This window comes from Pseudomonas sp. SWRI179 (genome assembly GCF_014268705.1).
Classification (GTDB): domain Bacteria; phylum Pseudomonadota; class Gammaproteobacteria; order Pseudomonadales; family Pseudomonadaceae; genus Aquipseudomonas; species Aquipseudomonas zanjanensis.
This window is the reverse complement of the sequence record NZ_JABWRA010000001.1, coordinates 222,112-236,455: the sequence shown is the minus strand read 5'-3', so window position 1 is coordinate 236,455 and position 14,344 is coordinate 222,112. Positions and strand designations below refer to the sequence as shown.

Below are 14,344 nucleotides of genomic sequence, written 5' to 3'. Positions count from 1 at the left end.
CAATCGTCACTTGCCAGTCGGCTTGCAGTGAGTCAGCAAATCCGCTGTTGCAGGGCCTCAGGAATACCGCAACGCCTGCGCCGGTTCGATCTTCGCCGCGCGCCACGCCGGGTACACGGTGGCGAGGAAGCTCAGGATGAACCCGGCCGAGCAGATCAGCACCACGTCCCCACGCTGCAGTTCCGACGGCAGGTTGCTGACGAAGTACACGTCGGAACTGAAGATGTGCTGGCCGCTGACCCGCTCCAGCCAACCCACCAGCGCACTGACGTTCAACGCCGCGATCACGCCCAGCACGCCACCGATCAGCGTGCCGACGACGCCGATCACCGTGCCCTGGACCATGAAGATCGCCATGATCTGCCGCGGCGTGGCGCCGATGGTGCGCAGGATCGCGATGTCCGCGCCCTTGTCGTTCACCACCATGATCAGGGTCGCGATGATGTTGAACGCCGCCACCGCGACGATCATCAGCAACAGCAGGCCGATCATGGTTTTTTCCATTTTCATGGCGCTGAACAGGCTGCCCTGGGTGTGGGTCCAGTCGTCAGACTTGTAACTCGCACCAAGACCGGCGGCGATGTCACCAGAGACCTTCGGCGCCGCGTACAAGTCCTTCACCGCCAGGCGCACGCTTTGCACCTGGTTAGGCTGCCAATGCTGCATCTGCGCGGCATCGGCCAGGTGAATCAGCGCCATGGAGCCGTCCAGCTCCGCACCGACCTTGAACACACCCACGACATTCAAGCGCTGCATCCGCGGGGTGATGCCGCCTGGCGCGGTGCTGACTTCCGGCACGATAAGGGTCAGCTTATCGCCCACGTTCAGGCGAAAACGCCGAGCCGTGATCTCACCGATCACCACGCCAAACTCGCCCGGTTTCAAGGCATCGAGACGCCCTTGGACGATATGCTGGGCAACGATGGACACCTTGCCTTCCTGGGCCGGATCGATGCCGCTGATCTGGATCGGCTGCATCGAACCCTTATGGCTCAGCATCCCTTCCATCTCGGTAAACGGCACGGCCGCCGTGACTGCGGGATTTTTCAGCGCCGCGGCGGCCACTGGCTGCCAGTCGTCGATCGGGTTGATGCCAACGATGGTGGCGTGAGGCACCATGCCGAGGATGCGCGAGCTCATTTCGCGCTGGAAACCGTTCATCACCGACAACACCACGATCATCGCCAGCACGCCCAGGGCGAGGCCGATCATCGAGGTCATGGAGATGAACGAAACAAAGCGATTGCGGCGCTTGGCGCGGGTATAGCGCGTGCCGATGAAAATCGATAACGGTCTGAACATTCGCTGGGCACCGTATGCAAATAAAAGACCCGGCACTTGCAGCAAGTACCGGGTTTCGGTCGGTCAGATGGGGGTCAGGCAACCTTCCTGCAAATGCAGGACGCGGTCCATCTGGCGGGCCAGGTTCATGTCATGGGTCACCACCAGGAACGCCGTGCGCATCGAGGTGCTGAGTTCCAGCATCAAGTCCTGGATGCCTTGGGCGGTGTGGGAGTCGAGGTTGCCGGTCGGCTCGTCGAGCATCACCAAGCCAGGCTTATTGACCAGGGCCCGGGCAATCGCCACGCGCTGGCGCTCGCCACCGGACAGTTCGGCTGGCTTGTGCTCCAGGCGATGCCCCAGCCCTACCCGCTCCAGCAACGCCGTGGCGCGCTGACGAGCCTCGGGAATTGCCGTGCGGCCGATCAACAGCGGCATGCAGACGTTTTCCAGCGCAGTGAACTCGGGCAGCAGGTGGTGGAACTGGTAGACAAAGCCCAGGGACCGGTTGCGCAGCAAGCCACGGGCCTTCTCATTCAGCGCCGAAAGCTCTTCGCCGGCCAGCCAGACGCTGCCAGCGGTCGGCGTGTCCAGCCCGCCCAGCAGGTTGAGCAAGGTACTTTTGCCCGACCCGGAAGTGCCGACAATCGCCACGCGCTCGCCTGGATGCAACTCCAGTTGCAGGCCCGACAACACCACCACCGACTCTGGGCCTTCCTCGTAGGATTTGCCCAGGTTGCGGCAGCTCAAGATTGCTTTTTCACTCATGCCCGACTCACTCATAACGTAACGCCTCCGCAGGCTGGGTGCGCGCGGCACGCCAGGCAGGATACAGGGTGGCGAGGAAACTCAGGACCAACGCGGCGCCGCAGACCATCAACACGTCATCGGACTGCAGCTGCGATGGCAGGTAGTCGATGAAGTACACGTCGGCGTTGAGGAACTTGTGCCCGATCAGCCCTTCGAGGCCGGCGATCGCCGCGCTGACATTCAGCGCGGCGAACATGCCGACCAAAGCGCCGACGAACGTGCCGATGACGCCGATGAAGGTGCCCTGGACCATGAAGATCCGCATGATCTGCCCCGGCGTGGCACCGAGGGTACGCAGGATGGCGATGTCGCCCTTCTTGTCGTTCACCACCATCACCAGCGTGGAGATGATGTTGAACGCCGCCACGGCGACGATCAGCAACAGCAGCAGGCCGATCATGGCCTTCTCCATGCGGATCGCCTGGTACAGGTTGCCGTGGGTGCGGGTCCAGTCCCGGGCGTAGTAGCGGTCTTCGCCAAGCTGCTGGGCGATAGTCCAGGCCACTCGAGGGGCCTGGAACAGGTCGTCGAACTTCAAGCGCAGGCCCTGGACCTGATCCGGCTTCCAGCGATGCAGGCGGGCGAGATCCTGGAGATTGGTCACGCCGAGGTAGCCGTCCAGCTCGCCAGCACCCACATGGAAAATGCCGACCACGGTAAAGCGCTTCATGCGCGGGAACATGCCGCCCGGCGTCACGGTGACTTCCGGCGCCACGAACGTCAGCTTGTCGCCGATGGCCACGCCGAGCTTCGCCGCGGCCTTGTCGCCGATGACGATGCCGAAGCTGCCCGGCGCCAGGTCGTCGAGTTTGCCCTGCTTCATGAAGTTGTCGATGATCGACACCTGCCGTTCCAGCCCGGGATCGATGCCGTTGAGCAAGACCTTGGACACCTTGCCGTCGTTGGTCAGCAGCCCCTGCATCTGGGTGAAGGGCGCCACGGCCAGCACCTGCGGGTTCTGCTTGACCTTGGCGGCCAGGCTCGGCCAGTCGCTGATGGCTTCGCCGGTTTCGAGGGTCGCGTGGGGCACCATGCCCAGCACGCGGGTGCGCATCTCATGATCGAAGCCGTTCATCACCGACAGTACGACAATCATCACGACCACGCCGAGGGCGAGACCGATGATGGAGGTCAGGGAAATGAACGATACAAAATGATTGCGACGCTTTGCACGGGTATAACGCGTGCCGATAAATACGAAGAGAGGTCTGAACATGTCGGGGCTTGTTCGGAGGGAAAAGGAACGTCCTTGTGGCGGGGGTCACAAACCAGCTTTACACTCAGACCACCGCCGCTACCATGGGTTCGCCATGTCGACATTAGATGAAGAAGATCGCCGCGAATACTACCGTATCGAGGACACGATCGCACTGGAAATTCGGCCCCTGTCCATTCCTGAAGCTGCTGGCCAGGAAGTGTTGCAGGATGCTTCTCCATTGTTCAATCTGCTCAGCGAACTGCACCTGAGCGAATTCGAGTCGCAACACCTGCTGCGCCAGATCAGCGAGCGCGAACGCAGCATCGCGGCGTACCTCAAGGCGATGAACAAACGCATCGACCTGCTCAGCCAGGTCATTGCCCTGACGGTGCTCGGCGAAATTGGCGATCCGCAGCCGGTGATCATTTCCGAAGGCGGCATCGACTTCCAATACCCCACCCCCATCGCCGTCGGCGCGCACCTGTCGATCAAGCTGGTGCTGATGCCCCAGGCCCTCGGCTTGCTGCTGCGGGCGCGGGTCACGCACTGCGACCCCAAGGGCGACGGCTACGACGTGGGCACCGAGTTCGAACGCCCGACCGACGCCCAGCGCCAGTTGCTGGCCCGCTACATCCTGCAGAAACAGGCGCAAGAGCGGCGCCTGGCCCGGGAACTGAACGAATCAGGCATCAATAAGGAAGAACCGTGACCCTCATTTATGGCCACCGCGGCGCCAAGGGCGAAGCGCCGGAAAACACCCTGACCGGTTTTCAGGAGTGCCTCAAGCACGGCGTACGCCGTTGCGAGCTGGACCTGCATCTTTCAATGGACGGCGAGTTGATGGTGATCCACGACCCGACCCTCAAGCGCACCACCGACCGGCGCGGCAAGGTGGTGGAGCATTCCGCCGCCGAGCTGGTGACCTACGATGCGCGCAAGGGTGGCCCGGGATGGATCAAGCCGTGCCCGATCCCGCGCTTGGAGGAGCTGTTCGAGCAGTGTGATTTCGAGCATTGGCAATTGGAGGTCAAGAGCGCTTCACGCACCCGCGCCGCCGCCACCGTGCTGGGCATCCGCGAAATGGCCCAGCGTTTCGGGCTGCTGGACAAGATCACCATCACTTCCAGTTCCCGGGAAGTGCTCAAGGCGGCCCTGGACCTGACCCCGGACATTTCCCGTGGACTGGTGGCCGAATACGCCTGGCTCGACCCGTTGAAGGTCGCCCAGAGCTACGGCTGCGAGATTCTGGCGCTGAACTGGACCCTGTGCACGCCGGAACGCCTGGCCAAGGCGCAGCGCCAGGGGCTGCATGTGTCGGTGTGGACCGTCAACGAGCCCGCGCTCATGCGCAGGCTCGCCGACTTTGGCGCTGACAGCCTGATTACAGACTTTCCCGGTTTGGCCACTGCCACCCTCGAGAATTGCTGAAATCGGTCTCCCCGGCCGGCTCAGGCCACCGGCCGGAGCCGCTCAAAAAAGCCGGTTGAGCCCGTCGTAGGCGGCTACCCGATAGGCTTCGGCCATGGTCGGGTAGTTGAACGTGGTGTTGACGAAGTACTTCAGCGTGTTCAGTTCGCCCGGCTGGTTCATGATCGCCTGGCCGATGTGCACGATCTCCGATGCCTGGTAGCCGAAGCAGTGCACGCCGAGCACTTCCAGGGTCTCGCGGTGGAACAGGATCTTCAGCATGCCTTGCGGCTCGCCGGCGATCTGCGCACGCGCCATGCTCTTGAAGAACGCCTTGCCCACCTCGTACGGCACCTTGGCCTGGGTCAGCTCCTGCTCGTTCTTGCCGATCGAGCTGATCTCCGGAATGGTGTAGATGCCGGTCGGCACGTCGTTGACGAAGCGCCAGCTGCCGTTGTCGACAATACTGCCGGCGGCCGAACGACCCTGGTCGTGAGCGGCACTGGCCAGGCTCGGCCAGCCGATCACGTCACCGGCACCGTAGATGTTCGGCACGCAGGTGCGGTAGTTCTCGTCGACTTCGATCTGGCCACGGCTGTTGACCTTCACGCCGATGTTTTCCAGGCCCAGGGTGTCGGTGTTGCCGGTACGGCCGTTACACCAGAGCAAGGCGTCGGCCTTGATCTTCTTGCCAGACTTGAGATGCAGGATGACGCCATTGTCGACGCCTTCGACGCGGTCGTAGTCTTCGTTGTGGCGCACGGTGATGTTGTTGTTGCTGAAGTGATAGCTCAGGGCCTGGGAGATTTCCGAGTCCAGGAAGCTGAGCAACTGGCCGCGGTTGTCCACCAACTCCACCAGCACACCCAGGCCGCTGAAGATCGAGGCATATTCGCAACCGATCACGCCGGCACCGTAGACGATGAGCTTACGCGGGGTGTGACCCAGGCTCAGGATGGTGTCGCTATCGTAGATCCGCGCATGGTTGAAATCGATGTCGGCGGGGCGATACGGGCGCGAACCGGTGGCGATGATGATGTGCTTGGCCACCAGCTTCTCGACCACGCCGTTGCCACAGACCACTTCGACCGTCTGCTCATCGGCAAAGCTGCCGGTGCCGAAGAACACGTCCACGCGGTTGCGGGCGTAGTAGCCGGTACGCGAGGCCACTTGCTTGGAGATGACCTTCTCGGCGCTCTTGAGCACGTCCGGGAAGGAGAACCAGCGCGGCTCGCCGATGGCCCGGAACATCGGGTTGGTGTTGAACTGCATGATCTGCCGGACCGAGTGACGCAAGGCCTTGGACGGGATGGTACCCAAGTGGGTGCAGTTGCCGCCGACCTGCCGACGGCTGTCGACCATCGCCACCTTGCGCCCTGCCTTGGCCGCGTTCATTGCCGCGCCTTCCCCCGCCGGGCCGGAGCCCAGTACCACCACGTCGTAGTTGTAGACAGCCATGCGTACTCCTCAGAACAGGCCGCGATGCCACGCTTGGCATCCACGGCTAAATCATGCCGGCCGGCGGCATGAAGGAACAATTTTAGGCCGGTTCACGCGCCCGGCCACAGTCTATAGAAGCGTCAACGCCGCGCACATTACCCCTTGGTCGCGCCGTAGGCTAGTTTTGCCTGCGCTATTTCGCCACAGGGAGCCTTTCAAAACGCTGTCAGCGTTCACTTAAGATTCGCCCAAATCATCGTGGCGAGGGAGCTTGCTCCCGCTGGGGTGCGTAGCGCCCCCCCCATTTTTGTGAGCGCTTCGCACTCAAGCGGGAGCAAGCTCCCTCGCCACGGTAATCCCGCTTCAGTGGTCATTGGTTTTTTCCACGGGTCATCCGTTCAAAGATGTCGTTGGTGCGGCTGACGAAACGCTCCCCATCCCGCAATACGAAAAGTACCCCGATGTCATGCTTCTGGGCATAGTCCCAACCCCGTTCAGGACCGAGAATCAGCAACAGCGTCGATAGTCCATCGGCCATCATCGCCGAAGGATGAATCACCGTGACGGACGCCAGGTTGTGTAGGACCGGCGCACCAGTACGTCCATCAAAGGTGTGGGAATAACGCTGGCCGCCCCGTTCGAAATATTTACGATAGTCACCCGAGGTGGAAACCCCGTAGCCGTTGACCTCGATGATACGCTCAGCCACCTGCCGGTCATCCCGAGGCTCTTCCAGGGCAATGCGCCAGGCCGAACCATCAGGTTTACGCCCGACAGCCTTGAGTTCTCCGGTGGCTTCGGCCAGGTAACTGTCGATGCCCAGGGCCTGGAGCCTGGCGGCGATGCGGTCGACGGCATGACCGGCGGCGATACTGTTGAAGTCGACTTCCACCGCCGCATCCTTGCACAACCGATCGCCCTCAATGCGCAGATGGTCGTGGCCAACGCGCTGGCGCACCTCGGCCAGTGCCTCGGCGCTCGGCACTTGCTCTGCGCGGGACTGGGGACCGAAGCCCCACAGGTTCAACAGTGGCTCCACCGTCAGGTCGAAGGAGCCATCGCTTTGGACCGACAATTGCTCGCCCACGCGGATCAACGCCAGGACCGGGCCAGGCATGACCTCGCAGCTGTTGGCCGGCAGCGCATTGAAGCGCTCGACGTCCGAGTCGCTGCGATAGGTCGAGAATTGCCGATCCACTTCGGCCAGGATGTTTTCCACCTCGGCCTGCACCGTTTTCGGACCGGGCCCGGCGGGAGGCCTGACGTACTGGATGGAATAGTGACTGCCCATGGTCGGGCCGTCGAAGCGCTCCAAGGTGTCGCCACCGCCGCAACCGGACAACACGCCGGCCAGCACCACAAGCCCTATCCATCGTCCAGTTAACAAATCTTCATCTCCCCTCAAAACCGCGCCGGCCATTATGAACGCCAGCGCGTGCAAAAAACCCTGTGGGAGCCAATGGAGCCCTGTGGGAACCTGTTGAAGCCTGTGGGAGCAAAGCTTGCTCGCGATGAACGATGACGCGGTCTTGCAGTTGAACCGTATCGTCTGCATCGCGAGCAAGCTTTGCTCCCACAGGGCTCCATTGGCTCCCACAGGTCTTCACAAGACTTCCCACAGGGATTGCAGCGCTTTCATACAAGATTTACCAGAGTGAGTACCAACCCATGTCTTCCAATACGAGCAACGGCAAGGCGATTTTTCGCGTTGTCAGCGGCAACTTCCTGGAGATGTTCGACTTCATGGTCTATGGCTTCTACGCCACGGCCATCGCCAAGACGTTCTTCCCCGCCGACAGTGCGTTTGCCTCGCTGATGCTGTCCCTGGCCACGTTCGGTGCCGGGTTCCTGATGCGCCCCCTGGGGGCGATTTTTCTCGGTGCCTACATCGACCGCCACGGCCGTCGCAAAGGCTTGATCATCACCCTGGTGCTGATGGCCATGGGCACCATACTGATCGCCTGCGTGCCGGGCTATGCCGTCCTCGGCGTGGCGGCGCCCTTGCTGGTGCTGCTCGGCCGCTTGCTGCAAGGTTTCTCCGCTGGTGTGGAATTGGGTGGCGTGTCGGTTTACCTGGCGGAGATCTCCACGCCGGGGCGCAAGGGCTTCTTTGTCAGTTGGCAATCGGCCAGCCAACAGGCCGCCGTGGTGTTTGCCGGTCTGCTGGGGGTTGGCCTCAATCACTGGCTGAGCCCCCAGGAAATGGGGGATTGGGGCTGGCGCGTACCGTTCCTGGTGGGTTGTATGATTGTCCCGGCGATCTTCATGATCCGTCGCTCGCTGGAAGAAACACCGGAGTTCCAAGCAAGAAAACATCGCCCCAGCCTGTCGGAAATTGTCCGTTCCATCGGTCAGAACTTCGGAATTGTCGTGGCCGGTATGGCGCTGGTGGTGATGACCACCGTGTCGTTCTACCTGATCACCGCCTACACACCGACCTTCGGCAAGGCCGAGTTGAACCTGTCGGACCTGGACGCGCTGCTGGTCACGGTGTGCATCGGCTTGTCGAATTTTTTCTGGCTGCCAGTGATGGGGGCGTTTTCCGACAAGATCGGACGCAAACCCCTGCTGCTCGGTGCGACTGTCCTGGCGATCCTGACCGCTTATCCGGCCCTGTCCTGGCTGGTGGCGAACCCCAGTTTCAGCCATTTGTTGATCGTCGAGCTGTGGCTGTCGTTCCTGTATGGATCCTACAACGGTGCAATGGTCGTCGCCTTGACGGAAATCATGCCGGTCGAGGTGCGCACCACCGGGTTCTCCCTGGCCTACAGCCTGGCGACGGCAACGTTCGGTGGGTTTACCCCGGCAGCCTGTACCTACCTGATCCATGTGCTCGACAACAAGGCCGCGCCGGGGATATGGCTCACTGGGGCGGCAGTGCTGGGGCTGATTGCCACCCTGGTGCTGTTCAAGGGTAATCGGCATGAACTGCGCACGGCGCAGGCTTCCGTAGTGGGCGGCGCCTGACAGATCGCCTTCGCGAGCAAGCCCGCTCCCACAGTTTGTCCGCGTACATCCTGTGGGAGCGGGCTTGCTCGCGAAGAGGCCAGCCCAGGCACCACAAACTCCAGACAAAAAAACGCCCCGACAAGTCGGGGCGTTTTCACAAGCGGCTAACGCTTAGCGCGGGAACGCTGGCGGGTTTACCCCGGCCATGTCTTCCATCACGCGAACCACCTGGCAGCTGTAACCGAATTCGTTGTCGTACCAGACGTACAACACCACGCGGTTATCTTGGCTGATGGTGGCTTCAGCATCCACCACACCGGCGTGGCGCGAGCCCACGAAGTCGGTGGACACCACTTCCTGGGAATTGACGAAGTCGATCTGCTTATGCAGGTCGGAGTGCAGCGCCATGTAGCGCAGGTACTCGTTCATCTCTTCACGGGTAGCGGCTTTCTCAAGGTTCAGGTTGAGAATGGCCATCGACACGTTCGGCGTCGGTACGCGGATCGCGTTGCCGGTCAGCTTGCCGGCCAGTTCAGGCAGGGCCTTGGCGGCGGCGGTGGCGGCACCGGTCTCGGTGATGACCATGTTCAGCGCGGCGCTGCGGCCACGGCGATCGCCCTTGTGGAAGTTGTCGATCAGGTTCTGGTCGTTGGTGTACGAGTGAACCGTTTCGACGTGACCGTTGACGATACCGAACTTGTCGTTCACGGCCTTGAGCACCGGCACGATGGCGTTGGTGGTGCAAGAGGCGGCGGAGACGATCTTGTCGTCGGCGGTGATTTCGCCATGGTTGATGCCGTGAACGATGTTCTTCAGCTTGCCCTTGCCAGGCGCGGTCAGGACAACGCGGTCGACACCCGGGCAGGCCAGGTGCTGGCCCAGGCCGTCGGCGTCACGCCATACACCGGTGTTGTCCACCAGCAGTGCGTCCTTGATGCCGTACTGGGTGTAATCCACCTCGGTCGGGTTCTTCGCGTAGATCACCTGGATCAGGTTACCGTTGGCGGTGATGGTGTTGTTTTCTTCGTCGATGGTGATGGTGCCGTTGAACGAACCATGGACCGAATCGCGACGCAGCAGGCTGGCGCGCTTGGTCAGGTCGTTCTCGGCGCCCTTGCGCACCACGATGGCCCGCAGGCGCAGGCCGTCGCCACCACCGGTTTTTTCGATCAGGATGCGCGCCAGCAGACGGCCGATACGACCGAAGCCGTACAGGACCACGTCAGTGCCTTTGCGAGCCGAAACGTTCTGCTGGCCAACCACATCAGCCATCTCTTCACGTACGAATTGCTCGGCGCTACGGCCATTGCCTTCGTTGCGGAATTTGAACGCCAACTTGCCCAGGTCCACCGAAGCCGCGCCGAGCTTGAGCTCGCTCATGGCCTTGAGCAGAGGGAATGTTTCGTGGACGGAGAGTTCGCTGTCGTCGGAAGAACGGTGGCGCGCAAAGCGGTGGGCTTTGAGGATCGCGATGACAGACTGGTTGATCAGGCTGCGGCCATAGATCGAGCTCACCACGTTGTTATTGCGGTAGAGCTGACCGATGAGAGGGATCATCGCTTCGGCGAGCGCTTCACGATCAATCCATTCACCAAGACACTGGTCGGGCTTCTGAGTCACGGTAACCTTCCACATGTAGGGGCTGAAAAAAGGGGCTACATTATGCCGCCGAGTCCTCTGCGGAGCAATGCGCGCCCGTCGCGCCGTGGTTTTCCTGCCTGCCTGGGTAGTCTGCGACTGACAGCAGCCCCCTTCCCCCGCTACAATTGTCGACTTTGTCGCAATGCTGGAGCTCAATCTTCCGTGCCCGTTCTGCGTCTTCCGCTTCTCCCTGCCGCGGCAGGTAAACAGCACTGGGGCAACCTGCCCGGTGCCGCCCTGAGCCTGGCCATCGCCGAGGCTGCCAGCGCTGCAAAGCGTTTCACCCTGCTACTGACCGCCGACAGCCAAAGCGCCGAACGGCTGGAACAGGAGCTGAGTTTCTTCGCGCCGGATTTGCCAGTCTTGCATTTTCCGGACTGGGAAACCCTGCCCTACGATCTGTTTTCACCGCACCAGGACATCATTTCCCAGCGAATCGCCAGCCTTTATCGGCTGCCGGAACTCAGTCATGGCGTTTTGGTAGTGCCGATCACCACAGCCCTACATCGCCTGGCCCCGACCCAATTCTTGCTCGGCAGCAGCCTGGTGCTGGACATCGGCCAGAAGCTCGACGTCGAGCAAATGCGTACCCGCCTCGAGGCCAGTGGCTATCGGTGCGTCGACACGGTGTATGAGCACGGCGAGTTCGCGGTGCGTGGCGCCTTGATCGACCTGTTCCCGATGGGCAGCAAACTGCCATATCGCATCGACCTGTTCGATGACGAAATCGAGACGCTGCGCACCTTCGACCCGGAAAACCAGCGCTCCATCGACAAGGTTCAGTCGATCCGCCTGTTGCCGGCCAAGGAATTCCCGTTGCAGAAAGACGCCGTGACCCGCTTCAAGGCGCGCTTTCGCGAACGCTTCGATGTGGATTTCCGGCGTTGCCCGATCTTCCAGGACCTGAGCAGCGGGATTACACCCGCCGGTATCGAGTACTACCTGCCGCTGTTTTTCGAAGAAACCTCCACCCTGTTCGATTACCTGCCCCAGGACACCCAGGTGTTTTCCCTGCCGGGCATCGAGCAAGCGGCGGAAAATTTCTGGAACGATGTGCGCAACCGCTACGAAGAGCGTCGCGTCGATCCGTCCCGGCCTCTATTGCCGCCAGCCGAGTTGTTCCTGCCGGTGGAAGATTGTTTTGCCCGCCTCAAGAGTTGGCCGCGCGTCGTGGCGAGCCAGCAGGACGTGGAAACCGGCGTCGGCCGTGAACGCTTCCCGGCCAAGGCATTGCCGGACCTGGCCATCGAAGCCAAGGCCACGCAACCGCTGGCGGCGCTGGCGGGTTTCCTCGATGCATTCCCCGGCCGCGTCCTGTTCACCGCCGAATCCGCGGGACGTCGCGAAGTGCTGCTGGAACTGCTCGAACGTTTGAAGCTGCGACCGAAGACTGTCGACAGCTGGCCGGACTTCGTTGCCGGCAAGGATCGCCTGGCGATCACCATCGCGCCGCTGAACGACGGCCTGGTGCTGGATGACCCGGCCCTGGCATTGGTCGCCGAAAGCCCTTTGTTCGGCCAGCGGGTCATGCAGCGCCGCCGTCGCGAAAAACGCGCCGACGCCGCCAACGACGCCGTCATCAAGAACCTCACCGAGTTGCGCGAAGGCGCGCCCGTGGTACACATCGATCACGGCGTGGGTCGCTACCTGGGCCTGGCGACACTGGAAATCGACAACCAGGCCGCCGAGTTCCTGACCCTGGAATACGCCGAGGGCGCCAAGCTCTACGTGCCGGTGGCGAACCTGCACCTGATCGCTCGTTATACCGGCAGCGACGACGCCCTGGCCCCGCTGCATCGCCTGGGCTCGGAAACCTGGCAGAAAGCCAAGCGCAAGGCGGCCGAACAGGTGCGCGACGTGGCTGCCGAACTGCTGGACATCTACGCCCGTCGCGCGGCTCGCGAGGGCTACGCCTTCGCCGATCCGAAAGCCGACTACGAAACCTTCAGTGCCGGCTTCCCCTTCGAAGAAACCGTCGACCAACAGACCACCATCGAAGCCGTGCGCGCCGACATGCTCGCCCCCAAGCCCATGGACCGACTGGTGTGTGGCGACGTGGGCTTCGGCAAGACCGAAGTGGCGATGCGCGCCGCGTTCATTGCCGTGCATGGCGGCAAGCAGGTGGCGATCCTGGTCCCGACCACCCTGCTTGCCCAGCAGCACTACAACAGTTTCCGCGACCGCTTCGCCGACTGGCCAGTGACCGTGGAAGTGATGAGTCGCTTCAAATCCACCAAGGAAGTGAACGCCGCCGTGGCCGACCTGGCCGAGGGCAAGATCGACATCGTCATCGGCACGCACAAGCTGCTGCAGGACGACGTGAAGATCAAGAACCTGGGGCTGGTGATCATCGACGAAGAGCACCGTTTTGGCGTGCGCCAGAAGGAACAGCTCAAGGCCCTGCGCAGCGAGGTCGACATCCTGACCCTGACCGCCACGCCGATCCCGCGTACGTTGAACATGGCGGTGTCGGGCATGCGCGACCTGTCGATCATCGCCACGCCGCCGGCCCGGCGCCTGTCGGTGCGCACCTTTGTCATGGAGCAGAACAAAAGCACGGTCAAGGAAGCCCTGCTGCGTGAGCTGCTGCGCGGCGGCCAGGTCTATTACCTGCACAATGACGTGAAGACCATCGAGAAATGTGCCGCCGACCTGGCCGAGCTGGTGCCGGAAGCGCGCATCGGCATCGGCCACGGACAGATGCGCGAGCGTGAACTCGAACAGGTGATGAGCGACTTCTACCACAAGCGCTTCAACGTGCTGATCGCCTCGACCATCATCGAGACCGGCATCGACGTGCCGAGCGCCAATACCATCATCATCGAGCGCGCCGACAAATTCGGCCTGGCCCAACTGCACCAGTTGCGCGGCCGGGTCGGTCGTAGCCACCACCAGGCCTATGCCTACCTGTTGACGCCACCGCGCCAGCAAATTACCCCGGATGCGGAAAAACGCCTGGAAGCCATCGCCAACACCCAGGACCTCGGCGCCGGCTTCGTGCTGGCCACCAACGACCTGGAGATCCGTGGCGCCGGCGAATTGCTCGGCGACGGCCAGAGCGGCCAGATCCAGGCCGTCGGCTTCACGCTGTACATGGAGATGCTCGAACGCGCCGTCAAGTCGATCCGCAAGGGCGAGCAGCCGAACCTCGACCAACCCCTGGGCGGCGGGCCGGAAATCAACCTTCGAGTACCGGCACTGATCCCGGAAGACTACCTGCCGGACGTCCACGCACGGCTGATCCTCTACAAACGCATCGCCTCGGCCAGCGACGAGGAAGGCCTCAAGGACCTGCAAGTGGAGATGATCGACCGCTTCGGCCTGCTGCCGGAACCGACCAAGAACCTGGTGCGCACCACGCTGCTCAAGCTCAAGGCCGAGCAACTGGGCATCAAGAAAGTCGATGGCGGCCCCAATGGCGGCCGGATCGAGTTCGAGGCCCAGACGCCGGTCGACCCACTGGTGCTGATCAAGTTGATCCAGGGCCAGCCCAAACGCTACAAGTTCGAAGGCGCCACGATGTTCAAGTTCATGGTGCCCATGGAACGCGCGGAAGAGCGTTTCAATACCGTAGAGGCGCTGTTCGAGCGCCTCACTCCGACCACTGCTTGAAGGACG

10 protein-coding genes are annotated in these 14,344 nt (G+C 62.2%); 4 read left to right on the top strand and 6 right to left on the bottom strand.

From position 1 onward, the window contains the following. Positions 1-57: 57 nt before the first annotated feature. The 3 genes from HU767_RS00970 to HU767_RS00960 all read right to left on the bottom strand — a co-directional run bounded on the left by HU767_RS00970 (position 58) and on the right by HU767_RS00960 (position 3,307). A complete protein-coding gene (locus HU767_RS00970) occupies positions 58-1,302 on the bottom strand; it encodes a lipoprotein-releasing ABC transporter permease subunit (RefSeq protein ID WP_186728226.1) in 1,245 nt (414 codons plus the stop codon). 63 nt (positions 1,303-1,365) lie between these two features. Then, entirely contained in the window at positions 1,366-2,049 is a 684-nt protein-coding gene (gene lolD, locus HU767_RS00965; protein WP_162843734.1) for a lipoprotein-releasing ABC transporter ATP-binding protein LolD, read from the bottom strand. Positions 2,050-2,056: 7 nt separating this feature from the next. Beyond that, on the bottom strand, positions 2,057-3,307 hold the full coding sequence (locus tag HU767_RS00960; RefSeq protein ID WP_186728224.1) for a lipoprotein-releasing ABC transporter permease subunit: 1,251 nt from the start codon (positions 3,305-3,307) through the stop codon (positions 2,057-2,059). A gap of 94 nt (positions 3,308-3,401) precedes the next feature. Here HU767_RS00960 and HU767_RS00955 point away from each other — a divergent pair, with 94 nt between their 5' ends. Together HU767_RS00955 and HU767_RS00950 are read left to right on the top strand one after the other, a co-directional pair. After that, on the top strand, positions 3,402-3,998 hold the full coding sequence (locus HU767_RS00955; RefSeq protein ID WP_186705220.1) for a PilZ domain-containing protein: 597 nt from the start codon (positions 3,402-3,404) through the stop codon (positions 3,996-3,998). Next, positions 3,995-4,717, top strand: a complete 723-nt coding sequence (locus HU767_RS00950) for a glycerophosphodiester phosphodiesterase family protein (protein ID WP_053120741.1) — start codon at positions 3,995-3,997, stop codon at positions 4,715-4,717. The genes HU767_RS00955 and HU767_RS00950 overlap by 4 nt, the downstream gene beginning before the upstream one ends. 42 nt (positions 4,718-4,759) lie before the next feature. On the opposite strand, the gene sthA is transcribed toward HU767_RS00950, so the two are convergent. Next, a complete protein-coding gene (sthA, locus tag HU767_RS00945) occupies positions 4,760-6,154 on the bottom strand; it encodes a Si-specific NAD(P)(+) transhydrogenase (protein ID WP_003183399.1) in 1,395 nt (464 codons plus the stop codon). Positions 6,155-6,506: 352 nt separating this feature from the next. Continuing rightward, entirely contained in the window at positions 6,507-7,556 is a 1,050-nt protein-coding gene (locus HU767_RS00940; protein WP_186728222.1) for an FAD:protein FMN transferase, read from the bottom strand. A gap of 248 nt (positions 7,557-7,804) precedes the next feature. Here HU767_RS00940 and HU767_RS00935 point away from each other — a divergent pair, with 248 nt between their 5' ends. Next, the gene (locus HU767_RS00935; RefSeq protein ID WP_186728220.1) at positions 7,805-9,103 is read left to right on the top strand and encodes an MFS transporter; all 1,299 of its coding nucleotides are present in this window, start codon (positions 7,805-7,807) and stop codon (positions 9,101-9,103) included. Between the two features lie 153 nt (positions 9,104-9,256). On the opposite strand, the gene HU767_RS00930 is transcribed toward HU767_RS00935, so the two are convergent. Continuing rightward, the gene (locus tag HU767_RS00930; protein ID WP_186705223.1) at positions 9,257-10,720 is read right to left on the bottom strand and encodes a glyceraldehyde-3-phosphate dehydrogenase; all 1,464 of its coding nucleotides are present in this window, start codon (positions 10,718-10,720) and stop codon (positions 9,257-9,259) included. A 168-nt stretch (positions 10,721-10,888) separates the two neighbouring features. Between HU767_RS00930 and mfd the strand changes: the two genes are divergently transcribed. Continuing rightward, on the top strand, positions 10,889-14,338 hold the full coding sequence (gene mfd, locus HU767_RS00925; protein ID WP_072407814.1) for a transcription-repair coupling factor: 3,450 nt from the start codon (positions 10,889-10,891) through the stop codon (positions 14,336-14,338). Positions 14,339-14,344: the final 6 nt, after the last annotated feature.